We start from the raw sequence: 23,925 nt of genomic DNA on the forward strand, positions 1-23,925 counted from the left end.
ATAGCGTTTTATATCAAATTGCACCTATTCCCAGAGTTATATCCCCAGAAAAGAACATAATCCATACCCTTTGGAGGAAGAGGATTTGGGGTACGGCTGCATAGGCTTGGTACTGGAGCAAAGAAGTATCGCTGAGTTTAAGGACATACAGAGTGAAGTACGACGAGTTCATCAAACACGTTCAGACAGTAGCACAGATGGATTCCCGTGAAGATGCACAACGGGCGACACAAGCAACTTTAGAAACTATTAGAGAAAGGATTGTCGGTAATGAAGCCAAAGATTTAGCTTCGCAATTACCGCAACAATTAGGCGAATATTTGCGTGGAAGAGAGGGTGAAGACGGTCAGCCTTTCTCAATGGAAGAGTTTATAAAGCGCGTCAGTGCCAAAGAACAAGTAGAGCCAACTGTCGCAGCTAACCACGTTCGGGCTGTATTTGCAGTGTTGCAGAATGCAGTGACACCTGGAGAATTTACCGATTTCAAAGCGAATTTTTCTGAGGATTATATCGACTTATTTGCCACAGGCTCGAATCTAGGAGCATCTGCTGCTTAGTAGCGATCGCTATTTTCAATTCTCAATAAAACCTACAAAGTAGGAGGAATATTATGACACAAGCTAACGGTAATCTCGGTAAAAAAAGAGTCGCCATTCTGATTGAGAATGGTGTGGAAGATGCGGAATTCAAAATTCCTTATCAAGCCTTGAAAATGGCGGGAATTGAAACTGTAGTTCTCGGTTCTCGAACCAACGAAACATATAAAGGTAAGCAAGGTAAAGTTTCGCAATCGGCAGACGGCACGACAACTGAAGCAATGGCATCAGACTTTGATGCCGTGGTTATTCCGGGTGGGATGGCTCCCGACAAAATGCGTGTCAACCCCAACACCGTGCGCTTTGTCCAAGAAGCAATGCAACAAGGAAAATTAGTTGCTGCTGTCTGTCATGGACCACAAGTTTTAATTGAGGGCGATTTGCTGAAAGGCAAGCAAGCTACAGGATTTATTGCCGTGCGCAAGGACATGATCAATGCGGGTGCAAATTATGTTGATGAGCCACTGGTAATTGATGGTAATTTAATCACTTCCCGTCAGCCCGGAGACTTGGCAATCTTCACCACAGCTATCCTCAGCCGTCTAGGTTACGGTGGCAAAGAAGTTGCTTTACCAGATGTGCGAGATGTCAATGCCGAATGGTGGAAACTAGCTGATGCTTGGGGTGGTTCTACTAAAGGAGAAATTGTCAAAGGGCTAAATACTGCTTTAGCTGGTGAAAAGTACGCTCAAGAGGCGTTTGGGCAGTATATAGAGAAAGCATCTGACCCTCAATTTAAGGCATTGTTGCTAGAGATTGTTGCTAATAAGCAGCAACACATCGAGCGGCTAGAAGCACGACTGTCAGCTTTAGGCGAGAAACCATCACTGACGGCAAATGTGGCTGATAAGTATGCCAAAGTGAAAACTGCTTTACAAGGTAGCGACGATCGCGATTTAATGCGACGGGCTTTGGGAGATATTCAGACAGGTGTGGTAGATGCGCACAATCTGTTTGTTCAATTTACAGATCCCGTATCAACAGCCTTATTTAAGCAGATCGAGCAAGATGGAGCCCTGTACGAACGCCATATGGCAGAACTCTATCGCTTGCGTGTAGGAACGACACAGCCTGGGAAGCCGACGACTGGGGCGGCGGTAACTATGTAGGAAGATCCCCCCAACCCCCCTTAAAAAGGGGGGCTAAGAGATCCCGGCAATCTCCACTTTTAAGAGGGGATATCTATTCAGAAAAGGGAGACAGAGAAGGTGGCTTCGACGGTAGAGAATCAGCAAGGACAGGGAGATAGTAACGAGATTGGGCGCTGGGCATCACTGATTGGTGGTGGTGCGATGGTGCTGATGGGGTTACAACAGCGATCGCTACGGGGTGCTTTGTTGGCGATCGCAGGTGGTGGATTGGCATATAAAGCAGCAACGGAAAAGGGTGATATGCAACAAGCATTGGGTTTAAACCAAGCAATTAAGGTAGAAAAGACGGTAACGATAAATAAGCCTGCTGATGAGCTGTATCGTTACTGGCATAATTTTGAATATTTGCCGACATTCATGAAGCACCTTAAATCTGTGACGGTGCAAGATAATAAGCGATCGCATTGGGTAGCAAATGCACCTTTAAATGCAAGTGTTGAATGGGATGCAGAAATCATCGAAGACCGCGAAAACGAATTTATTTCCTGGACTTCGGTAGAAGGGGCAGATGTAGACAATTCTGGTTTTGTCAGATTTAAGCCAGCACCAGGAAATCGCGGTACAGAAGTAAAAGTAGTCATTGAATACGCGCCACCAGGCGGAGTCTTAGCATCGGCGATCGCCAAACTCTTTGGTGAGGAACCGGAACAACAAATTGGTGACGACCTGCGCCGCTTCAAAATGCTCATGGAAGCAGGTGAAATTGCTACCACAGAAGGACAACCAAAAGGCGGTTGATAGTCAACCATCAACCATCAGCTATCAACCAACAACCAACAACTAAAAGTGAGTATGAAAGCAGTTTGCTGGCACGGCGCAAATGATGTGCGGGTGGAATCCGTACCCGATCCGAAAATTCTTAATCCTCGCGATGTGATTTTAAAGATTACCTCTACTGCAATTTGCGGTTCTGACTTGCACATTTACGGCGGCTACATTCCTACCGTGCAACCAGGTGACATTATCGGTCACGAATTTATGGGGGAAGTGGTCGAAGTTGGTAGAGGAATTAACAACTTAAAAGTCGGCGATCGCGTCGTCGTTCCTTCTACAATCGGTTGTGGTGGTTGCTACTATTGCCAGCACGATATGTGGTCGCTGTGCGATAACTCTAACCCTAACGGTTGGGTTGAAGAGAAGTTGTTTGGCAATATCACCTCAGCGATTTACGGATACTCCCATGCTTTCGGTGGATATGCTGGGGCGCAAGCAGAGTATGTCCGCGTCCCATTTGCCGATGTAGATGTGGTCAAAGTCCCTAAGGACATACCAGACGAAAAGTTACTATTTATCTCTGATGCCATTCCTACAGGTTACATGGGAGCTGAGTTATGTGACATTCAACCTGGGGATACAGTAGCAGTGTGGGGCTGCGGTGCAGTCGGGCAATTTGCCATGATTAGCGCCTACATGATGGGTGCAGAAAAAGTGATTGCGATCGATCGCTTCCCCGAACGCTTGGAATTAGCCAAAAATTTCGCTAAAGCAGAAGTAATTAACTATGAAGAAGTAGATGCAGGCGAAGCTTTGAGAGAAATGACGGGGGGTATGGGTCCCGACGCTTGTATTGATGCTGTAGGCTTGGAAGCGCACGGAGTTGGCTTTGAAGACTTTTACGACCAGACTAAGCAGAAATTAAAGCTAGAAACCGACCGTCCGCATGTTTTGCGACAAATGATTCTATCTTGTCGTAAAGGTGGAACTCTTTCAATTATGGGTGTCTACGGTGGCTTTGTAGATAAGATGCCTTTTGGTGCAGCTTTCAATAAAGCTTTAACTTTCAGAATGGGACAAATGCACGGACAAAAATATATGCATTTGTTGCTCAAGATGATTCTGGAAGAGAAATTCGATCCCTCCCGCGTGGTCACGCATCAATTACCGCTAGAACAAGCTGCCCACGGCTACGACATTTTCCAACAAAAGAAAGACAACTGTATCAAAGTTGTACTGAAACCGTAGATGGGTAATTGGTAATGGGTAATTGGTAATTATAATTAACACTTGAAAAGTAAAAGTAGAGGATGACAATGAAGAAATTAATTTCCCTTTTTCGTCAGGTAACAATTGTTTTTTTGGTAGGGCTGACTGTTTCCATACTGCAATTTGGCTATAACAGTAATTTGTCTGCTAGAGCTGAAACAGTAACACCTGAAGCTAGAGCATATCAAGCAAAGCAGCCTGGAACTGAAATGAATCGAGGAAATCCGCTTGAAAAGGCTAAGGAAAGCCTCAAAGAAACTGCTGAAAATGTTCGAGAAAAGCTCAATTTAGATGAGCCACTCGATCCTGGTACGAAAGAAGTTTTGAATTCCGCTCAAAAAAACGTGGAAAAAACAGTTAAGCCCGTCACTGGAAAAGAGCAAGGTTCTTATCAGCAAAATATGAATTAAGTCGTAAGTCGTAAGTTGTAAGTAAGAAACGTATTACCAATTGACTTACGACGAATGACAAAGGACAAACAAAAAACTACTTCCTACTCACTAATTAATTATGAAAGCAGTTTGCTGGCACGGGGAAAAGAATGTCAAGGTAGATACAGTCCCCGATCCTAAAATTGCAAATCCCCGCGATGCAATTGTCAAAATTACGTCAACAGCAATCTGCGGTTCGGATTTGCACCTTTATAATGGCTTTATCCCCACTATGGAGAAAGGGGATATCCTCGGTCACGAATTTATGGGAGAAGTGGTTGAGGTTGGGAGTGCGGTTAAGAATGTAAAAGTAGGCGATCGCGTCGTCGTTCCTTTTACAATTTCTTGCGGAAACTGCTTTTTCTGCAATCGCGATCTGTGGTCGTTGTGCGATAATTCTAACCCCAACGGTTGGATGGCAGAGAAACTGATGGGACATTCACCAGCTGGTCTATTTGGCTACTCTCATATCTTCGGCGGTTATGCTGGCGGACAAGCGGAGTACGCGCGAGTCCCATTTGCCGATGTCGGGTTATTTAAGATTCCTGATGGGCTGACAGACGAGCAAGTATTATTCTTAACCGATATCTTTCCCACTGGCTACATGGCAGCAGAGAATTGTCATATTAAGCCTGGTAATATCGTTGCTGTCTGGGGTTGTGGTCCGGTAGGACAGTTCGCGATTAAGAGTGCGTATCTGCTGGGTGCGGAAAAAGTCATCGCGATCGATCGCATCCCCGAACGCTTGCAAATGGCTAAGGAACAGGGCAAAGCCGACGTACTTAACTACGAAAAAGTGGATGTCGGGGAAGCGTTAAAAGAAATGACTGGCGGGCGCGGCCCCGATGCGGTAATTGATGCCGTAGGACTAGAGGCGCACGGTACTGATTTTATGAACCTGTTCGATAAAGCAAAACAAGTCGTGCGATTGGAAACAGACCGACCTACAGCCTTACGTAATGCGATCGTTGCTTGCGGGAAAGCAGGTCATGTCTCGATCGCAGGGGCGTATGGTGGTTTCCTCGATAAAATCCCAATGGGTGCGGCAATGAACAAAGGTTTGACATTCAAGATGGGACAAACCCACGTCCATCGGTACTTAAAACCACTACTAGAACACATTCAAAACGGTGATATAGATCCGACGTTCATCATCACTCATACTCTTCCCTTAGAACAAGCACCCCACGCCTACGACATCTTCAAGCATAAAAAAGATAATTGTATCAAAGTTGTGTTGAAGCCTTGAAATTGGTAATAGGTAATTGGTCATGAGTAATTGGTAGTTGCGACTTGCCAATTACCAACCAGTAACTACCAAAGAAAAAACTATGTTTTGGCACAGCTTGCGACAAAAATTCTTCTGTCTGCTTTTATCGAGTTTATTGTTTCTTGCTTTTGTTCCTCCGGCTTATGCCTTACCGCAGGAAAAGACTGTGGGCAAGATTGAATCGGTAGCTTCGTTTAACGGTGCTATGCCGACCGGAGTAACAGTGTCTCAAAGGGGGAGAATTTTTGTTAACTTCCCTCGCTGGGGAGACAAAGTAGATTATACGGTAGCGGAGATAGTCAGGGGTAAAGTCGTAGCTTATCCCAACGCCAAATTCAATCGCCCTCAAAAAGACCAATCGAAGTCACTCGTTTCTGTTCAAAGTGTGGTTGTCGATCCTTTAGACCGTTTGTGGATCTTGGATACTGGCAGCATTCAGTTTGCACCTACTTCTTATGGGGGACCGAAATTAATCGGGATAAATCTGAAACAAAATCGAATTTTTAAGACTATCTTGTTTCCCCAAGATGTAGCGCTACCGACTACCTATTTGAACGATATCCGCTTCGATTTACGGCGCGGTAAAGCAGGGATGGCTTTTATTACCGATTCTTCCGGTAACGGTGCTAATGCCATTATTGTTGTCGATTTAGATTCTGGTAAAAGTTGGCGGCGGCTGAACGACCATCCTTCTACGAAAGCAGAACCGAATTTTCTCCCAGTGGTGGAGGGACAACCGTTGATGAACCGTCCGCCAGACAAGCCACCCAGCCCAATTACAATTGGTGCGGATGGAATTGCAATCAGTGCCGATGGGAAACAGTTATTTTACTGTACTTTAGCTGGAAGAAGGCTATATAGTGTCAGCGTTGATGCTTTAGTCGATGAGAAATTAAGCGACAAAGAAGTAGCAGCGACTGTACAAGATTTGGGCGATAAAGGCGGTGCATCTGATGGCTTAGAGTCGGATGCCCAAAATCGAGTTTATCTAACCAACTACGAGCATAATGCAATTTTGCGGCGATCGCCTGATGGGATGTATGAAACTGTAGTTCACGATCCTCGCGTTTTATGGGCTGATACGCTGTCTGTCGCCAATGACGGCTACCTCTATTTCATTGCCAATCAACTTCACCGTCAGCCCCAGTTCCATCAGAAGAAAGATTTGCGCGAAAAACCATACAGTCTGTTTCGTACCCGCATTAATGCGAAACCAGTGCTGTTGCGATAACAATCTGTAGGGGCGCACAGCTGTGCGCCCCTACTAACAATTACAGGGCAAAAAAATATATGTTGAATGCAGTCAAAAATCTCCTCACGCGCAGGCAAATAATTGGTTCTGGGATGGGAATTTTGGGTGTAGGAATGGCGGGGTTGGTAACGCGGAATTCACCTGCGATCGCCCAGCCTGCTTATAAACCAGCTAAAGAACCACCAATACCCGACGAAAAGAAACTCGGTTGGGCTGTTGTCGGGTTGGGTAAATTTGCTACGCAACAAATTATTCCTTCATTTTCGCAGTGCAAGCAGTCAAAATTAGTGGCGCTTGTGAGTGGCGATCGCGCTAAAGCTGAAAATTATGCGCGGCAATATAATGTCAATCCTAAAAATATTTACAATTACGAAAATTACGATTCCCTTCGGAATAATCCAGAAGTAGACATTATCTATATAGTTCTACCCAACGGTTTACACGCTGAATATACTATCCGTGGCGCACAAGCAGGAAAGCATATTTTATGTGAAAAGCCGATGGCAAATACGGTAGAAGAGTGTCAGGCGATGATTGCTGCTTGTAATCAAGCAAACCGCAAGTTGATGATAGCCTATCGCGCCCAATACGAACCTTTCAACTTAGAGGCGATCGCGATCGCGCAGAAAAAACAACTCGGTCAACTCAAGGCGATCGTCGCCGACCACGGGCGCAACCTCGACCCCAAAGACCCAGCGGATATCTGGCGGATGAATAAGAAACTGGCTGGTGGTGGTTCGCTATTTGATATTGGGATCTACAGCTTACAGGCTGCGCGTTACATTACAGGCGAAGAACCTACAGAAGTCTGTGCTATGACCTACAGCACTCCCAACGATCCTCGCTTCAAGGAAGTGGAGGAGAACGTTAACTTCATTTTGCGTTTCCCTAGCGGCGTGCTAGCCAACTGTACTTCTAGTTATGGCTACTCCAGTACCAAACGCTTTCAGGTATTTGGTAGTAATGGTACGCTCGAACTCGACCCTGCTACAGATTATTATCGGCATCAATTAACTGTAAAACGGGAGAAGGTACAAGAAGAACGCCAGATTCAGGAACAAAATCAATTTGCCTTAGAGATGGATCATCTTTCTGAATCGGTCATGCAAGATCGGCAACCGAAAACTCCTGGTGAAGAAGGCTTACAGGATGTGAGATTGATGTTAGCAATTTACGAAGCAGCACGCACAGGTCGCACGATATCAGTTGACAGTAGAGAGTGACGAGCGACTGGTGACTGGTGACTAGAAAAGATTCCAGCCACTAGCCACTAACCGATCGACTTTGCCAAATATCGAACTGTTAAATTTAAGCTAGAAAAGATTCCAGCCACCAGCCACTAGCCACTTATAACAACCAATTACCAATTAAGGATGATGCGCTAAAGCAGAAATCGAGATGGGATGGAAAAGAGCAGGCAGTGCAATCGCAAATTCTATGGGAGATGAAAATATGAGCGATACCAGTGTTAAAAAGGTAGATTCTAGTAGTTCCCCTCATGGTAAGCAGGGACAGAAGTATTTAGCTTCGGGTAAGTCTCTTTCGATGCGTTTGTGGGAAAACGAACAACCAGCAGAAGCTAAAGCTCCCACGACAAGAGACTATGAAACCGTTGGCTATGTAATTAGCGGTAAGGCAGAGTTACATCTTGAAGGTCAAATGGTATTACTAGAACCTGGAGATTCTTGGGTTGTACCTAAAGGTGCATCTCATACTTATAAAATTTTGGAACCTTTTACTGCTGTCGAAGCTACTAGTCCTCCATCACAGGTTCACGGAAGAGATGAATAAGATTTGTTAGTAAGGAATAAAGCTTTCAGCCGCTATCAAATAGTAGCGGCTGCATTATTTAATAGAGCGTATCTTACAGTAGTCTCAGTTTATTTTCTTGAGTTCGCTGCCGTAAATTCTATTCGATCGCCAGATTGCTGTATCGGCAGATGAATTTTAACACTATCTTTAAAGCATAGCAGTCTTACTTAATATGTGAAATTGAAATTTAGAGTGGATAGCACCCACCCTGCAAGGAAACTTTTTTCGATTAAAAATATTCTAGTTTTCAAAAAAGAATAGAGCAACTAAACCTAAATAATAATACCTATCTCTTTCAGTTGAATTCCGTCATTCTGTCTGTAGGTTGAGGAAAAAAAAGTGAGTCAGTAGTTACCTAGATAGGGTAATGCAACAAAATTCTAGCAACAAAATTTCGCCAGTCAAAATATAGATCGCACTACAACCGATCGCGTCGATCAGTAAAATTTTTTCAGGAGATCTTCATGTTTTATCACAAGAAGCAGCTACAGTATTTCACTCCACCAGCAAAACCCGATGCTGCCTATGCAAAAAAGCTGCAAGAACTAATTGGCGGTTCTTTTGGCGAAATGACCGTGATGATGCAGTACCTATTCCAAGGCTGGAACTGCCGAGGACCCGCTAAGTACCGCGATATGCTGTTAGACATTGGAACTGAGGAAATCGGTCACGTTGAAATGCTAGCAACGATGGTTGCTCATTTGTTGGATAAAGCACCAGTCAATATGCAAGAAGATGGGGCAAAAGATCCAGTCGTTGGTGCGGTCATGGGTGGCGTTCGTCCGCGAGATGTGATTATGGCAGCAGCAATGAATCCTCAACACGCCACTGTTTCGGGTGGGGGGGCAATGCCAGCGGATAGCGTAGGTTTTCCTTGGAACGGACGCTTTATCGTTGCTAGTGGCAACTTGTTGGCAGACTTTCGCTCTAATCTTCACGCCGAATCTCAGGGTCTTCTACAGGCTGTACGGTTGTACGAAATGACAGACGACCCAGGTGTAAGAGACATGCTCAGTTTCAATATTGCCCGCGACACCATGCATCAAAACCAGTGGTTAGCAGCAATTGAAGATCTGAAAAGCGAAGGATTTGAGGAAACAGTTGTTCCCAAGATCGCGTATGAATATGGGAAGAAAGAGAACGCTTATCAGTTCTGGAATCACTCTGAGGGAGAAGAAAGCGCTCAAGGTCGTTGGGCGAAAGGTGCTTCAATCGACGGTAAAGGTCAGTTTGAGTATGTAGCAAATCCGCAGCCAATAGGACCAGAACCAAATCTTCCTCAACCCGATCCAAAACTTCACGGTACGATGAAATCACCTCAAGCTCAACAGATGCAGGAGGGTAGTGTTGTATCTAAGGCAGTCCAGGGTGTAGCTGATGCAGTTGAAGGTACGGCTAATACCATTAATAAAATTACTGGTGGAGACGGACAGTAAGTTAGTGCGAGATAGCAGGGGGACAATGCTTGTAGCATTAGCTCGGGGCATTTTCTCGACTGTATAGCTGCCAATCAAAATAAATTAACATAGCAAAAGACGCGAAATTCCGCGTCTTTTGCTATTTGAGGCATGAATTAGCCTCAGTGAATCGGCGGCTGTTAAAAAATTGTCACAATTGAAGTAATAAGACTGTTGTGGGTTGGAGTTAAATACAAAGGGAGTTGTTGGTGATGCGATCGCATTGCTTAACAACTCAGCTGATGCTAAGTAACTTACCTACGCAGTAGCTTATGACTCATTTTGGCATCCTCTGCCCCGCAGAAACCGGACATCTCAATACAGTGTTACCTTTGGGCTGCGAACTGCAATCGCGGGGTCATGAGGTAAGTTGGATTGGAATACTTGACGGTCAACCTAAAGTATTATCGGCTGGGTTGAATTTTTTAGCGATCGCTGAGTCTGATTGTCCTCAGGGAACGATGGCACGATTATTTGCCGATTTAGGGAAACTGAATGGATTGACAGCACTGCGCCAGACTGGAAATGTACTGAGACAATCGGCGAATTGGCTACTACGAGATGCCCCAGGAGTCATTAAAAAAGCTGGTGTAGAAGCATTAATAATTGACCAAGTGACCGCATCGCCAGGAGGGACTTTAGCGCAATTTCTCGATCTTCCCTATGTGAACGTGTGTAGTGCTTTAGTACTGAACTACGAAGACAGCATTCCCCCATGTTTCAGCACCTGGAGATATAATCCTACAGGATGGGCGCGTTTGCGCAATCGTGCAGGTTATGTTGTGATGAGCCGCGTCACACAGCCGATTCGGCAAGTAGTAAGCGAGTACCGCCAGCAGTGGCAGTTACCGCCTTACTCTAAATCTGACGAACTATACTCAAAACTAGCAATTATTAGCCAGCAACCTGCTCAGTTAGAATATTCCCGTAGTAATCTACCACCTTGGTTTCACTTTACCGGACCTTATCACAGTTCTAGTGGCAGAAAACCTGTTGATTTTCCATTTGAAAAGTTAACCGGAAAACCTTTGATTTATGCTTCGATGGGAACCCTACAAAATCGGTTGCAGTATGTGTTCCGCTACATAGCAGAAGCATGTCATGGATTGGACGCTCAATTAGTAATTTCTCTAGGGGATTCTGCCGAGCCAGAGTCGTTACATAACTTACCTGGAAATCCTTTAATTGTTAAATATGCACCTCAGTTAGATTTGTTGAAAAAAGCGAGTTTAACAATTACTCATGCAGGGTTAAATACAACTTTAGAATCTTTAAGTAACGGCGTACCACTAGTAGCAATTCCAGTGACAAACGACCAACCAGGAGTAGCAGCGCGTATAGCTTGGACTGGAGTAGGGGAATTTGTCCCATTGTCTCGCTTGAGCGTGCCTAATTTAAGCGCAGCAGTCCAAAAAGTCCTGACAGAAAATTCTTACAAACAAAATGCAATAAAACTGCAACAGGCAATTCAAAGATCTGGTGGCGTGACTCGCGCTGCCGACATTATCGAACAAGCTATATCTACAGGTCAACCTGTCCTTGCTGATGTTAGTTAAAATGTAAATCCCATTTAACCAAATTACAATGCGATCGGGAGAAAGTTGATATGACAGTTGCAAGTCTGGTAGAAGAAATCATCAACGGTAAAGGTTATGTTGTGATTCCCGATCTCTTAAGTACAGCAGAAGCAGAATTAGCTCGCTCTGGTTTGCAACAAGAGGTTGTAGACCGTGCAACACCTAAACTTAAGCAACTACTGGGATACGAATTTAAGTCGGCACTCTTCAAAGATATCCAAAAACTTCGCACGCAAAGGTAATACAGACTAGTGCAATATAGCAAAAGAATCTTTACAGTTGAATAATGCGATCGTCTTATTACGCCTAGTCAGCATTATTTTCTTCTACCTTCTGCTTTCTGCCTCCTGCCTTCTTGCACTAAATCATGACTCAAACTGGTAGCAATGCCTGAATTTGTGCTGGCGTGAGTTCCTCAACATTGCCAAAAACGATCGCCGCACCCGCAGATTTGAGAGTTTCCGTATAATTGTGGCAGCGATCGCTGGTAGCTTGAACGTGAGGGGGTAAAATACCCACTCCAATCCATTGACGTTGAGGTTGAAGTGCTGCGGCTTTGATGACGGTATACATATCCGCTACCGTGTCTCCTGCATACAAAACTGGGGTTGTTGCTGGTAGCTGATGCTGGACTTCTAACTGATGCACGACAGCTAGCAATCCTGTCGGATCGGGTTTACCTGGTGCATCTTCCATTGCAATTAAGGCTGGAGATACTACACCAAGACGTTCTAAGACGTATTTCGCCTCGTCGCGAGTCGCACCACTGAAAAAACCCCAAGGAATACCAGCCGCACTCAATTGTTCGAGATACGTAGGTTGCACCAGCAATGTTTCATCGCAAATATAACCCGTCCAGTTTTGCGGGTCTGTACCTTGATAAAGAGATTGAAAATAGGCGACTAGAGTAGGATAGTCTAGATCGAGCTGCGATCGCCCCTTTCCCCTTGTTTCAAAGTGGCGATAAACTAACTCCTGGGATGCTTCCCAATCGTTATTCCAAATTCCTTCCGACTTCAAGCGGTCAATATCAGCCTGGGTGGGACGATAAGCACCTGCCGTAAAATACTCTACAGTATCCGCGATCGCCCGTCGATAGGAAGCGCTCACATCGCGCACGACACCATCAATATCAAACACTGCGATCGCCCTAGTTTGCTGAGTCAAGTTATTGTCTCCCAAGTAGAAAAAGTCAAAAGTCAAAAGTTAAAATGTCGGTGTTTGGTTGAGAGCGGCTTTTTATCTCTCTGTACTGAGTTGACCGAATGTAAGATCCAAGATTCATTTTATTTAGATATTAAGGTATAGTAATAGATTGCACCTATTTGTAGTTTTGCCGAATCGGAACGAGCGGAGGTTGGATTGACAAAGTTTATCTTAAAAGTTTTGTGGTTAGAAGAAAACGTTGCTTTAGCAGTCGATCAGGTCGTGGGCAAAGGCACAAGCCCCTTAACCAAATACTTTTTCTGGCCTCGCAATGATGCTTGGGAGGAATTGAAAAAGGAATTAGAATCAAAAAGCTGGATCACGGAGCAAGAGCGCGTGGAGTTACTCAATAAATCCACGGAAGTAATCAACTACTGGCAAGAGGAAGGCAGGCGGCGACCGCTAGGCGAAGCTCAGTCAAAATTTCCTGAAGTTACTTTTACAGGTAGCGCTTGATCGTAGATATAACCTAATAGCAGTTTTCAATTGGGTAAAATATACATCTGTAGGGGCGCACAGTTGTGCGCCCCTACCTGTATCACGCAGGCAATCGAGAATTGCGATGAAATTTTATAAATATGACTTTTTTGGTTTTGAGCCGGATCGCAACAACCGATCGCGTAAAAGCGTATCAGAGGTAAATCCAAAATCGTAAATCCAAAATCCAAAATTGTTTGGCTCATGCGCGTCCTAGTGATAGAAGATGAACCTGGTATTGCTCAATTCATTCGGCAGGGATTAAACGAAGCTGGTTATGCTGTAGATGTAGCCAGCGACGGTCAAGCGGGACTCGATTATGCCCTCGCAGCCGAGTATGACGTTATCGTACTAGACATCATGCTGCCACAATTGGACGGTTTACAAGTATTGCGCCAAATGCGATCGCGCATCAAAACCCCCGTGTTGCTTTTAACTGCTCGCGATACTGTGGAAGATAGAGTTAAAGGGTTAGATGCAGGCGCAGATGACTATCTATTCAAACCCTTTGCCTTTCCCGAACTGCTGGCGCGTCTGCGTGCCTTATTGCGCCGCCCTCCTTTACAACTAGATACAATACTGCAAGTCGCCGACTTAGAAATGGATGTGGCGAATCGGGAAGTCCGCCGCGCTGGAAAGTCGATCGAGCTTAGCCCCCGCGAGTTTAGCTTACTAGAATATTTGATGCGCCATCCTCGCCAAGTGCTAACTCGTAGCCAAATTACCGAGCGGATTTGGAATTTTGACTTCTATGGAGACTCCAACGTTGTCGATGTTTACATTGGCTATTTGCGGCGCAAGATAGACAACGGTTTCGATCGCCCCCTCCTGCATACGGTGCGCGGTGTCGGCTATCGTCTGAGTGCCGAACAAAGCAATGGTTAGTCTCAAGTGGATCGATCGCATTCCCTTGCGGGTGAAGTTAACTGTCTGGTATGTCCTACTGTTAGGACTGACTCTCAGTGGCTTGACTGGCTATTTATATTTTCGGCTAGAGCGCAAGCTAATTTCTAAAGTAGATACTGCCCTGCAAATTGTTGCTTCTCAGTTTTTAGGTTATTTAGCTGATGAAGATGATTCCCTAGCATTTCAAAACAAGCCAATTCAGCGCAATGCATCGCGGCGTTTGCGCCAAGTGGGGTTTGCAATTCGCTTGATTACTCCAGATGGCAAAGTAGTAGACGGTTTTGGTAGATACCGAGAACTGCCAGCAAAAGTCCCGACCGAGAAAGGATTCGCTACCCGATCGCGCAATGAAGTAGAATGGCGGACGATCGACCAGCCAGTAGTGCGTAACGGTCAAATAGTGGGATGGCTGCAAGTAGCACAGTCCCTAGAGACATTAGAAGAAATTTCCGAAGAACTCCCAATGGAGGTTTTATTCAGTTTACCCTTGGTACTGCTCTTAGCTGCATCGGGAGGGCTATTTCTCTCGAATCGAGCCTTGCGTCCGATTAAAAAGATTAACCGCACCGCACAGGCGATCGCAGCTACAGACGATCTAAATCGGCGCGTCAACTACTGGGGTGCAGCAGATGAAGTGGGACAACTAGCAACCACATTTGACCAAATGTTAGACCGCTTGCAAGCAGCCTTTGAGCGGGAACAGCAATTTACTGCTAATGCTGCTCATGAGTTACGCACGCCTTTAGCTGTAATTAAGGGACGCATCGGTGTCACCCGCACTCGCTTGCGTACCGTTGCTGAATACGATAAAACACTGCAAGACTTAGAACAAGAGGTAGACCGCTTGATTCGCTTGAGTAATGGCTTACTCTTACTTGCCAGGATCGATCGCGGTCAGTTTCCATTTAATTTGCTATCGGTAGATTTAAGCAGTCTACTAGAGGTAATTGTAGAGCAAATACAACCCCTAGCAGAACAGCAGCAGATTGCGATCGCGAATCATCTACCTGCTGAATTACAAGTTCAAGGCGATCCTGATTGTTTAACCAACCTATTTCTCAATTTGCTAGATAATGCTGTTAAATACACCCCAGCAGGAGGAATTATACGTCTGTGGGTCAAAGAGCGAGACAGCGAGGAGAAAATGGTAGAAGTGGCTGTAAGCAACACGGGAGCGAGTATTCCTCCCGAACATTTGCCACATTTATTTGAGCGATTTTACCGCGCCGAGTCTGCACATGGTAGTAAAAATGGCGCTGGGTTAGGGTTAGCGATCGCTTCTGAAATCGTCCGTTTACATGGTGGCGCGATCGTTGTTGAAAGTAACCCTGGACAAGAAACGACTTTCACGGTAAATTTGCCTGCAAGCGACAAATGATAACTAACAACTGAAAATGTGTTTCTCATCAATTTCTTAATTTATCTCGATAATTTGAGGTTATCTTCTTTGATTCATTTAACCTTTATTTGATGACGAGCATGACAACAAACAGACAGAATCGATTGAATCGTCAATTGTGGGGCAAATTTTGGGCGATCGCCAAACCCTACTGGTTTTCCGAACAGAAGTGGAAAGCCAGAGGATTGCTAATTTTATTACTCGTATTGTCATTTGCTGTTAATGCAATTAATGTCAGCATTAGTTTTATTTTTAGAAATATCAACACAGCCTTATCAAATTTTCCTCAAACTAGAGACACATCAACTTTTTGGCGGTTTATTGCTATTTATGCTGGCTTATTAGTTATTGGTACGCCAATTGTTGTCATATTTGCTTATCTTCGAGATAAATTAGGGCTGTACTGGCGGGAATGGTTAACCAATCGTTTTCTGAATAAATATTTGCAAAATCGTGCTTATTATCTTCTCAATTTTAATGAAGAAATTGATAACCCAGACCAACGAATTTCCGAAGACGTTAGAGCATTTACTCGCACTAGTCTAACTTTTCTATTGTTGATTCTAACATCAGTTATTACTTTAATTTCTTTTACTGGGGTTTTGTTGTCCATTTCTGTATCTCTATCAATTACACTTTTAGCTTATGCAATTATCGGCACAATTATTACTGTTTGGATCGGACGCAGGCTAATTAGTATTAACTTTAATCAGCTCAAAAAAGAAGCTGATTTTCGTTATGGTTTGATCCACGTTCGCGACAATGCAGAATCGATCGCCTTTTATCAAGGAGAAGCCGAAGAATCTATCGGTTTGCAACAGCGCTTTCTCAGAGCAATTCGTAACTTTGACTTGCTAATCAGTTGGCAGCGAAATCTCAGTTTTTTTACGACAAGTTACAACTATTTTGTTTCGGCATTGCCTTATTTAGTGGTAGCACCAATTTACTTTGCCGGAAATACAGAATTTGGTACGTTTACCCAAGCTGCGATCGCGTTTGGACAAATTTTTGATGCTTTATCTGTTGTCGTGGCTCAGTTTGAAAATTTGACAGCCTTTGCAGCCGGAGTCGATCGTCTCAGCGACCTCACCGATGCTTTGGAAACGTCATCTCAACCGCAACCTGGATTGCCTACAATCGACGTGACAGAAGCCGCCTCACTATCCCTACAGCGCATCACCCTATTGACTCCCAACTATCAAAGAACTTTAGTTGAAGATTTGTCCCTAAGCTTGGAGTCAGGAGAAGGAATAGTTTTAGTCGGACATAGCGGTAGCGGTAAAAGTTCGATTTTACGAGCGATCGCGGGGTTATGGAATGCAGGTACAGGTCATCTCACCCGTCCGCAGCTCAAAGAAATGCTGTTTTTACCCCAACGTCCTTACATGGTGCTAGGTTCCCTGCGCAGCCAGTTGCTCTATCCTCACACCGATCTCCATATCGACGAGCAGCAGTTGCGTCAAGTATTAGAGCAAGTCAACCTGACAGATTTACCAGAGAGAGTGGGAGGATTTGATGCCCAACTAGACTGGGCAAACGTGTTGTCTCTAGGAGAGCAACAGCGACTTGCTTTTGCGCGGCTGTTGCTGGCTCAGCCTACCTACGCGATCTTAGATGAAGCGACAAGTGCGTTGGATTTGGGGAACGAAAAACGCCTTTACCAACAACTCAAAGCGATGAAAACTACAACGGTTAGCGTCGGACACCGTGCCAGTTTGTTGCAATACCATAAGTATGTCTTGGAGTTGGAAGGAGATTCTCGCTGGCAATTAATGCTGACAGATGAATACACGGCAGATGCAACAAGTTGAAGCGATCTGGTTTAGAAAACTAGCATCAACATGCCAATTATGCTTCCCCAGAAAACAATCGCGAAAAGCAGACCATACAAAACTCCCCGTGTAGCGTGTGGATAACAGTCAATCTGCATCCAATCGATAGAAGTTTCTTCGGCTGTATATGCAATCGACTCAAATGAAGTTGTCTCAGGTCTAACTTTGCTTAACATCACAATTTAACTCCACTTTTATTAAAATCTTAGTTAATCAATCGTTCGAGCTAGGCAAACTTGGCAATCGCGCTTGTGTTGTCCGCCTCTATTTTTAGAATACAGACTGAGATTAAGAAAACAATGAGAACCAAAACTTAAACTATAAGATTTTTCAATGCTAAGAGTTAGCATTAGGCATTGCAGACCGGAAGATTCAAATCTCGATTCCCACAATCCGCGACACTTTGCGCTCTTCAGGGACACTTTTGCACTTCATAGCAATTCTCGATTGTATGGATGACATTGGTAGGGGCGCACAGCTGTGCGCCCCTACCAAACGTGTATTGCATCCAATTGAAAACCGCTATCAATATCTTTGCAGCACTAACCGAAAAGTTCTGGTTTCGCGATCGCAACTGCGATTCTCATGATTTTCTTAATTTTTCCTCATAAGTTGAAAGTACAGGCAATTTTGATTTGCCAAAAACTGCGATCGCTTTCAACAGAGAAATATGACTCAATACCTACGAAACTATAGAGTTTGGATCGGAACGATTTTTAGTGGCATATGGATAAGCCTATGGACAATACCGATAGTAGCAGCCGCACCCACAACCCCAACTAACAAACCCAGTATTTTTAACGAACCGCCTTACAACCGCAGGCGGGATAGTATTACTCAACCTCTTTCTCAGCCGATTACACCGCCTCTGCCAGAAAGCCAACCAGCAAGTGCTACGGTTGTCCCCGTGGATGGGAAAGTCAATATTAAACTGACAAACCATACTAACGCAGCGATTTCCTATCAGATCGTCGGACATACCGACCAACGCACGCTTGTGGGGCGAGAAAATGTCATCCTACAAGCTTTGCCTATACCTGTAGCTGTGACCTTCCGACGCGAGGATAAAGGACTGCTTCAGGTTCAACCGCAAGTATCGTCCCAACCTGGACTGCTAGAAATTGCTTTTGATGAATCGACTGACTTCAAGGCGGATAGAGTAGCGATGAGAATTGAAAAAACGGGCGATGTGTTCTTGAAGTAGCTGTATGACTCTATCTACCAAAACAACTCCACACCCATATCTTTAGTCATAAAAATCTATTTTCATAGCAATTTTCGATTGCGTGCGCGATCGGGGTAGGGGCGCACGGCTATGCGCCCCTACGAAGCTGTATTTTACCCAATTGAAAACCGCTATCAAAGGTAACAAAAATGTCCCTCAAACAACGCGATGTCGATCGGAATTTAGAGCAAACTAAATCCCATCTTCAATCCAACCATGCTATTCACCATCAAACAAAGAAAAATTTAGTTCAACAGCCAGTTACTCGCTTCGCTTTATTATTACTAGGAACTGCCGCTGCCATTTTAGGTATTTATGCGATCGCCCGCAATTTCTCTTGGTGGCAGCTACCTTATGCTCCGGCGGTTGCTGCCCCAACTGAAGCTGTACAAGCCAGCTTACCCCCCAATACCAACACCAACTTTGTGACTGCTGTAGTGGACAGGGTGGGTCCAGCTGTCGTGCGAATTGACGCTGCTAGAACTGTCACCAATCGCTTACCCGATACCTTGAACGACCCCTTCTTTCGCGACTTTTTTGGTTCTCAATCGCCAATGCAACCAGGTAGGCGAACTGTACGCGGGGCTGGCTCTGGCTTTATTATTAGTCCCAACGGACGGATTCTCACCAACGCTCATGTAATTGATGGTGCAGATACAGTGACAGTGCGGCTCAGGGATGGACGCTCGTTTGAAGGAAAGGTGTTAGGAGCAGATCCAGTTACAGATGTTGCTGTAGTCCAGATTCAGGCACAGCAACTACCAACTGTTCAGTTTGGTAACTCACAGCAGCTACAACCTGGTCAATGGGCGATCGCGATCGGCAACCCCCTCGGTCTTGACAATACTGTTACTACAGGGATCGTCAGTGCTACAGGTCGCTCCAGTAGCGATGTTGGCATTCCCGATAAGCGTGTTAGCTTTATTCAAACCGATGCCGCGATTAACCCTGGCAACTCTGGGGGACCGTTGTTGAATCAGCAGGGTGAAGTCATTGGGATGAATACTGCTATTATTGGCGGCGCTCAAGGACTAGGCTTTGCTATCCCCATCCAAACCGCTCAACGCATTGCCGACCAGCTAGTGGCTCGCGGTAAGGTAGAACACGCTTTTCTGGGCATTCAAATGCTGACGCTGACCCCAGAAGTCAAAAAAGAGATAGAAAATGACCCCAACAGCTGGCTCAATGTGAATGAAGATCGAGGTGTCTTGGTCGTCAGAGTTGTACCTGAATCTCCCGCTGACAAAGCTGGGTTACGGGTTGGCGACGTGATTCACAAGCTTAACGGTCAATCGGTTGCGGAAGCTGACGCGATCCGACAGGCAGTAGAAAATAGCACCATTGGTAAGGATATACGCCTAGAATTGCGCCGTCAGGGACGAACTCTCAATTTGGCTGTGCGTCCTGGAGCTTTTCCCACAGCTCAGGCAGAATAATCTTGAAGCAGTCCACGCGATCGCTCAAAAAACAAAAACTCTTTCAGTATGGACGCTGAAAGAGTTTTTCACGATTGCGAGAAGATTGCCAAAAGAGTATTGGCTAAACTGTAACCATACCACCTGCGGCTTGAAACCTAGCCCGAGCGCGTTTAAACGCTTGAGTAGCTTGGATCTGTTCTTGACGAGAAGCGCCTTGAACTTGGTTGAGCTTAGTTTGGGCTTCGTTGTATGCAGCGCGGGCGGCTTCCATCTCGATTTTGTCGCCACGTTCTGCACCGTTGACAAGAATTGTCACCTCATCGCTCTCGACTTCGGCAAATCCACCCATAAGGGCGATCGCCACCCAACTTTGCCCTTTGTCAGGACGTACGCGCATCACGGCAGTATCGAGGGCAGTTAATAAGGGAGCATGTCCGCTGAGAATACCTAGTTGTCCAGTGGTACTGGGTAAAATCACTTCTTCAGCTGGAGCATCCCAAACAGTCTTGTCTGGAGAAATTACGCGAACTGTCAATGTCATAGAAAAGTGAGTAGTGAGTAGTGAATAGTGAGTAGGGGAGCACAGCTGTGCGCCCGTACAGGAGTAGCGAGCAGTGGTTAGTGGTTAGTCTTTTTCTAGCCACCAGCCACTAGCCACTAGCCACTAACCTTTCATTTTTTCTGCTTTGGCAACTGCTTCTTCAATGCTGCCTACCATGTAGAAAGCCTGTTCTGGCAGGCTGTCTAATTCTCCAGACAGAATTGACTTGAAGCCTTTAATTGTTTCTTCTAGCTTCACGTACTTACCAGGAGAACCAGTGAAGACTTCAGCTACAAAGAACGGCTGCGAGAGGAAGCGCTCGATCTTCCGCGCCCGTGCGACTGTCAGTCTGTCTTCTTCCGACAATTCATCCAACCCCAGAATGGCGATGATGTCTTGCAGTTCTTTGTAACGCTGGAGGGTCGCTTGAACGGCGCGAGCTGTACCGTAGTGATCGTCACCGACGATATTGGGTTGCAACATGGTGGAAGTAGAACCTAGTGGATCTACAGCTGGATAAATTCCCTTAGCCGCCAAACCACGAGACAATACGGTAGTACCGTCTAGGTGAGCGAAGGTCGTTGCTGGTGCGGGGTCGGTCAAGTCGTCCGCTGGAACGTAAACGGCTTGAATGGAGGTAATAGAACCTTCTGTAGTCGAAGTGATCCGCTCTTGCAGTTCGCCTACGTCCGTACCCAGAGTGGGTTGGTATCCTACCGCTGAAGGCATCCGTCCTAGTAGTGCAGATACTTCCGAACCCGCTTGGACGAAACGGAAGATGTTGTCGATAAACAGCAATACGTCTTGCTTGTTGACATCGCGGAAATACTCAGCCATTGTCAACGCTGATAGTCCCACCCGCATTCTGGCTCCAGGTGGTTCGTTCATTTGACCGTAAACCAGAGCGATTTTCGACTCGTTGAGGTCATCTTTATTGATTACCCCAGATTCGATCATTTCATTGTAAAGGTCGTTTCCTTCGCGGGTGCGTTCGCCCACGCCACCGAATACAGACACACCGCCGTGTTGAGTTGCAATGTTATTGATCAACTCCATCATGATTACGGTTTTGCCGACACCAGCACCACCGAACAGACCGATCTTGCCACCACGTCGATAGGGTGTGAGTAGGTCAACCACTTTGATCCCCGTTTCAAACACGGAAGGTTTGGTTTCCAAATCTACGAGTTTGGGTGCTTCGCGGTGGATGGGGAATTTTTCTTCTGTGTTAACAGGTCCTCTGTTATCTACGGGTTCGCCCAAGACGTTGAAAATTCGACCCAAGGTAGCCTTACCTACTGGTACGGAAATGGGAGCGCCTGTATCAACCGCTTCCATCCCGCGAACTAGACCATCGGTGGAACTCATGGAAACTGTACGCACCTGTTGATCGCCCATAAGTTGCTGCACTTCACAGGTGACAGAAACTTCTTGTCCAGCTTCATTGGTGCTTTTGATAGTCAGAGCGTTGTAGATCGCTGGCAGTTTGCCTTCTGGGAATTTTACGTCTACAACAGGACCAATGATTTGTGTAATGTATCCAATACCTGTTTTTTCTGCGGTGGTGACCATTCTCTCGCCTAAGTTCGATTTCAGCTATGTTTTAGATCCGGTCGGACAGTTTATCTACAAACTTGCCATCATTCAGACGGATGCGAGTTTGCCATCTTTACAGACAGACATAAACTTGCCATCTTCCAGAGTACCACCGATCAGTTATCAGTTATCAGTTATTAGTTATCAGGGAGTAGGGAGCAGGGAGCAGAGGGGTAGAGGAGCAAGAGCTATCAATCGTCAACTACTAATTACCAACTACCAATTACCAACTACCAATTACCAATTACCACGTTTCATTCGTCTGTTTTCACTCGCCGAATTGGTAAATTAGCAATTAGAGCCGTAGCTCTTTGGTTGTTTTCTAAAGAAAACTCCATCCCTTCTACATCCAGTTCGACGTACCGACCAACCACCTCTAATATTTCCCGCCGCATTTTTTCGATTGTTTGCGGACTCAAATCGCTGCGATCGTGGGAAATTACTAATTGCAGCCGTTGCTTGACTTGAGAACGACTGTTGTTATCGTTCGGATTATTAGAAAAAATTTTATCTAAAAGATCGCTAAACATGGCATCTGGATGCAGGTTGCAGGTTGTTAAATTGGGGCTTAAATTAGTTTCGTCCACAACAATTTGCGCAGACGAGAAAGAAAACCCTCATGCACGGGATGGAGATCGAGAAATTCGATTTTTTCGCCTTCTAATCGGCGGGCAATATTATCAAATGCCTTACCAGCTAGGGTAGGGTCTTCAGCTAAAACCAGGGGTTCGCCTCTATTAGTTGAAACGATCACGCGCTCGTCTTCTGGGACTACGCCTAATAGGGGAATGCCCAAAAGTTCCTGCACGTCCTGCACTGACATCATATCATTCATTTGCACCATCGCGGGGCGCAGGCGGTTGACAATTAACTGAATCTGCTTGACTCCGTTCGCCTCCAATAGACCGACTACGCGATCGGCATCGCGGACTGCGGCGATTTCTGGTGTAGTGACAATGATTGCTTCTTGCGCTGCCACGATCGCATTTTTAAAGCCCGTTTCAATTCCGGCTGGGCTGTCTATAACAATATATTCGTAGTTTTTGGTTAAAGTCCCCACCAGTTGTTTCATCTGTTCTGGGGTCACTGCCTCTTTGGTACGATTTTGGGCGGCTGGTAGCAATACCAATTTTGGTTCGCGTTTATCTTTAACCAGGGCTTGTTCTAAACGACATTCTCCAGTTACAACTTCAACGGCAGTGTAGACTATCCTGTTTTCTAGACCTAGTAGTAAGTCTAAATTACGCAGCCCGAAATCCGCATCGACTAGGACAACCGTGCGCCCCATGCGGGCTAGTGCCATGCCAATGTTGGCTGTGAAGGTAGTCTTACCCACCCCTCCTTTTCCAGATGTTGTGACGATGATGCGAGTCATGGCTTAGATATAAACTGGGACTTAGAAAAATCAGCGGCTTTTGTGATGCGGATGCCTTCGGGTGTAACGTAGGCAACTTCAGGATAAAACCGATCTGGTATCGTTGTTGGCGCTCTAGCTACAGAATCGGCTATTCGTAACTGCGTTGGTTCCATTTGCAGGGCAACAATTAGGCATTTAGTATTACCGCTGGCTCCTGCGTGGGCAACTCCCCGCAATCGCCCCCAGACTAAAATGTCTCCATCGGCAATGACGTTTCCACCTGGGTTAAGATCGCCCAAGATCACGACCGTACCAGGGTGGCGAATTTCCGTCCCCGATCGCACGGTCATTTGTAAGTACAGCGGTTCTGCTAAAGGCGCGGGCGATGCTGCCGGGAGTTGATTAATTGCCGATACTGGCGGGGCTTGTTGTTCGACGC

At 45.6% G+C, this 23,925-nt stretch carries 27 protein-coding genes; 20 read left to right on the plus strand and 7 right to left on the minus strand.

The window, feature by feature from the left end:
• Positions 1-152: 152 nt before the first annotated feature.
• The 12 genes from C7Y66_RS12550 to C7Y66_RS12605 all read left to right on the plus strand — a co-directional run bounded on the left by C7Y66_RS12550 (position 153) and on the right by C7Y66_RS12605 (position 11,771).
• Positions 153-557 (plus strand): DUF2267 domain-containing protein, encoded by a 405-nt coding sequence (locus C7Y66_RS12550; protein WP_106545828.1) that lies wholly within the window; start codon positions 153-155, stop codon positions 555-557.
• 53 nt (positions 558-610) lie between these two features.
• Positions 611-1,705: a DJ-1/PfpI/YhbO family deglycase/protease gene (locus tag C7Y66_RS12555; RefSeq protein ID WP_106545829.1), complete on the plus strand. Its 1,095-nt coding sequence runs from the start codon at positions 611-613 to the stop codon at positions 1,703-1,705.
• Between the two features lie 99 nt (positions 1,706-1,804).
• Positions 1,805-2,485, plus strand: a complete 681-nt coding sequence (locus C7Y66_RS12560; protein ID WP_106545830.1) for an SRPBCC family protein — start codon at positions 1,805-1,807, stop codon at positions 2,483-2,485.
• A 54-nt stretch (positions 2,486-2,539) separates the two neighbouring features.
• Positions 2,540-3,709 (plus strand): zinc-dependent alcohol dehydrogenase, encoded by a 1,170-nt coding sequence (locus tag C7Y66_RS12565; RefSeq protein ID WP_015153854.1) that lies wholly within the window; start codon positions 2,540-2,542, stop codon positions 3,707-3,709.
• Positions 3,710-3,777: 68 nt separating this feature from the next.
• Complete coding sequence (locus tag C7Y66_RS12570) at positions 3,778-4,140, plus strand: hypothetical protein (protein ID WP_106545831.1); 363 nt, start codon at positions 3,778-3,780, stop codon at positions 4,138-4,140.
• Between the two features lie 100 nt (positions 4,141-4,240).
• The gene (locus tag C7Y66_RS12575; RefSeq protein WP_106545832.1) at positions 4,241-5,410 is read left to right on the plus strand and encodes a zinc-dependent alcohol dehydrogenase; all 1,170 of its coding nucleotides are present in this window, start codon (positions 4,241-4,243) and stop codon (positions 5,408-5,410) included.
• A gap of 82 nt (positions 5,411-5,492) precedes the next feature.
• Positions 5,493-6,662, plus strand: coding sequence for an L-dopachrome tautomerase-related protein (locus C7Y66_RS12580; RefSeq protein WP_106545833.1), 1,170 nt, complete (start codon positions 5,493-5,495; stop codon positions 6,660-6,662).
• Between the two features lie 59 nt (positions 6,663-6,721).
• The gene (locus tag C7Y66_RS12585; RefSeq protein ID WP_106545834.1) at positions 6,722-7,906 is read left to right on the plus strand and encodes a Gfo/Idh/MocA family protein; all 1,185 of its coding nucleotides are present in this window, start codon (positions 6,722-6,724) and stop codon (positions 7,904-7,906) included.
• A 229-nt stretch (positions 7,907-8,135) separates the two neighbouring features.
• Positions 8,136-8,474 (plus strand): cupin domain-containing protein, encoded by a 339-nt coding sequence (locus C7Y66_RS12590; RefSeq protein ID WP_106545846.1) that lies wholly within the window; start codon positions 8,136-8,138, stop codon positions 8,472-8,474.
• Between the two features lie 485 nt (positions 8,475-8,959).
• Positions 8,960-9,931: a manganese catalase family protein gene (locus tag C7Y66_RS12595; RefSeq protein WP_015153848.1), complete on the plus strand. Its 972-nt coding sequence runs from the start codon at positions 8,960-8,962 to the stop codon at positions 9,929-9,931.
• Positions 9,932-10,224: 293 nt separating this feature from the next.
• Positions 10,225-11,508: a glycosyltransferase gene (locus C7Y66_RS12600; RefSeq protein ID WP_106545835.1), complete on the plus strand. Its 1,284-nt coding sequence runs from the start codon at positions 10,225-10,227 to the stop codon at positions 11,506-11,508.
• Between the two features lie 50 nt (positions 11,509-11,558).
• Complete coding sequence (locus C7Y66_RS12605) at positions 11,559-11,771, plus strand: hypothetical protein (protein WP_106545836.1); 213 nt, start codon at positions 11,559-11,561, stop codon at positions 11,769-11,771.
• A gap of 130 nt (positions 11,772-11,901) precedes the next feature.
• Here the strand turns inward: C7Y66_RS12605 and C7Y66_RS12610 are convergent, their stop codons facing one another.
• Positions 11,902-12,696, minus strand: coding sequence for a TIGR01548 family HAD-type hydrolase (locus C7Y66_RS12610; protein WP_106545847.1), 795 nt, complete (start codon positions 12,694-12,696; stop codon positions 11,902-11,904).
• A gap of 156 nt (positions 12,697-12,852) precedes the next feature.
• On the opposite strand from C7Y66_RS12610, the gene C7Y66_RS12615 reads away from it, so the two are divergent.
• Positions 12,853-13,191, plus strand: a complete 339-nt coding sequence (locus C7Y66_RS12615) for a 30S ribosomal protein PSRP-3 (protein ID WP_071925429.1) — start codon at positions 12,853-12,855, stop codon at positions 13,189-13,191.
• 26 nt (positions 13,192-13,217) lie between these two features.
• Here C7Y66_RS12615 and C7Y66_RS12620 read toward each other — a convergent pair whose 3' ends face one another.
• Positions 13,218-13,418, minus strand: a complete 201-nt coding sequence (locus tag C7Y66_RS12620; RefSeq protein WP_106545837.1) for a hypothetical protein — start codon at positions 13,416-13,418, stop codon at positions 13,218-13,220.
• Here C7Y66_RS12620 and C7Y66_RS12625 point away from each other — a divergent pair.
• The 6 genes from C7Y66_RS12625 (at position 13,417) to C7Y66_RS12650 (ending at position 20,010) form a co-directional block, all read left to right on the plus strand.
• Positions 13,417-14,097, plus strand: a complete 681-nt coding sequence (locus C7Y66_RS12625) for a response regulator transcription factor (protein WP_106545838.1) — start codon at positions 13,417-13,419, stop codon at positions 14,095-14,097. The genes C7Y66_RS12620 and C7Y66_RS12625 overlap by 2 nt on opposite strands.
• Complete coding sequence (locus C7Y66_RS12630; RefSeq protein WP_106545839.1) at positions 14,090-15,496, plus strand: ATP-binding protein; 1,407 nt, start codon at positions 14,090-14,092, stop codon at positions 15,494-15,496. The genes C7Y66_RS12625 and C7Y66_RS12630 overlap by 8 nt, the downstream gene beginning before the upstream one ends.
• Positions 15,497-15,597: 101 nt before the next feature.
• On the plus strand, positions 15,598-17,328 hold the full coding sequence (locus C7Y66_RS12635; protein WP_106545848.1) for an ABC transporter ATP-binding protein/permease: 1,731 nt from the start codon (positions 15,598-15,600) through the stop codon (positions 17,326-17,328).
• 445 nt (positions 17,329-17,773) lie between these two features.
• Entirely contained in the window at positions 17,774-17,938 is a 165-nt protein-coding gene (locus C7Y66_RS31050) for a hypothetical protein (protein WP_158265912.1), read from the plus strand.
• A gap of 81 nt (positions 17,939-18,019) precedes the next feature.
• On the plus strand, positions 18,020-18,553 hold the full coding sequence (locus C7Y66_RS12645; RefSeq protein ID WP_106545841.1) for a hypothetical protein: 534 nt from the start codon (positions 18,020-18,022) through the stop codon (positions 18,551-18,553).
• A 170-nt stretch (positions 18,554-18,723) separates the two neighbouring features.
• Positions 18,724-20,010, plus strand: coding sequence for an HhoA/HhoB/HtrA family serine endopeptidase (locus C7Y66_RS12650; RefSeq protein WP_106545842.1), 1,287 nt, complete (start codon positions 18,724-18,726; stop codon positions 20,008-20,010).
• Positions 20,011-20,113: 103 nt separating this feature from the next.
• Here C7Y66_RS12650 and atpC read toward each other — a convergent pair whose 3' ends face one another.
• Positions 20,114-20,533 carry an ATP synthase F1 subunit epsilon gene (gene atpC / locus C7Y66_RS12655; protein WP_106545843.1) on the minus strand — a complete coding sequence of 140 codons (420 nt, stop codon included), beginning with the start codon at positions 20,531-20,533 and terminating at the stop codon, positions 20,114-20,116.
• Between the two features lie 123 nt (positions 20,534-20,656).
• Positions 20,657-22,105: a F0F1 ATP synthase subunit beta gene (gene atpD / locus C7Y66_RS12660; RefSeq protein WP_015153841.1), complete on the minus strand. Its 1,449-nt coding sequence runs from the start codon at positions 22,103-22,105 to the stop codon at positions 20,657-20,659.
• On the opposite strand from atpD, the gene C7Y66_RS30515 reads away from it, so the two are divergent.
• Complete coding sequence (locus C7Y66_RS30515; RefSeq protein WP_146149780.1) at positions 22,098-22,421, plus strand: hypothetical protein; 324 nt, start codon at positions 22,098-22,100, stop codon at positions 22,419-22,421. The two genes, atpD and C7Y66_RS30515, sit on opposite strands and share 8 nt — an antisense overlap.
• On the opposite strand, the gene minE is transcribed toward C7Y66_RS30515, so the two are convergent.
• The 3 genes from minE to C7Y66_RS12675 all read right to left on the minus strand — a co-directional run.
• Positions 22,384-22,659, minus strand: a complete 276-nt coding sequence (gene minE / locus C7Y66_RS12665; RefSeq protein WP_041462942.1) for a cell division topological specificity factor MinE — start codon at positions 22,657-22,659, stop codon at positions 22,384-22,386. The genes C7Y66_RS30515 and minE overlap by 38 nt on opposite strands.
• Positions 22,660-22,697: 38 nt before the next feature.
• On the minus strand, positions 22,698-23,504 hold the full coding sequence (minD, locus tag C7Y66_RS12670) for a septum site-determining protein MinD (protein ID WP_106545844.1): 807 nt from the start codon (positions 23,502-23,504) through the stop codon (positions 22,698-22,700).
• Positions 23,501-23,925, minus strand: a 425-nt coding sequence (locus C7Y66_RS12675) for a septum site-determining protein MinC (RefSeq protein WP_304529356.1), incomplete at its 5' end; no start/stop codon positions are given. The genes minD and C7Y66_RS12675, both read right to left, overlap by 4 nt.

It is taken from the genome of Chroococcidiopsis sp. CCALA 051 (genome assembly GCF_003015105.1).
GTDB lineage: Bacteria > Cyanobacteriota > Cyanobacteriia > Cyanobacteriales > Chroococcidiopsidaceae > Chroococcidiopsis > Chroococcidiopsis thermalis.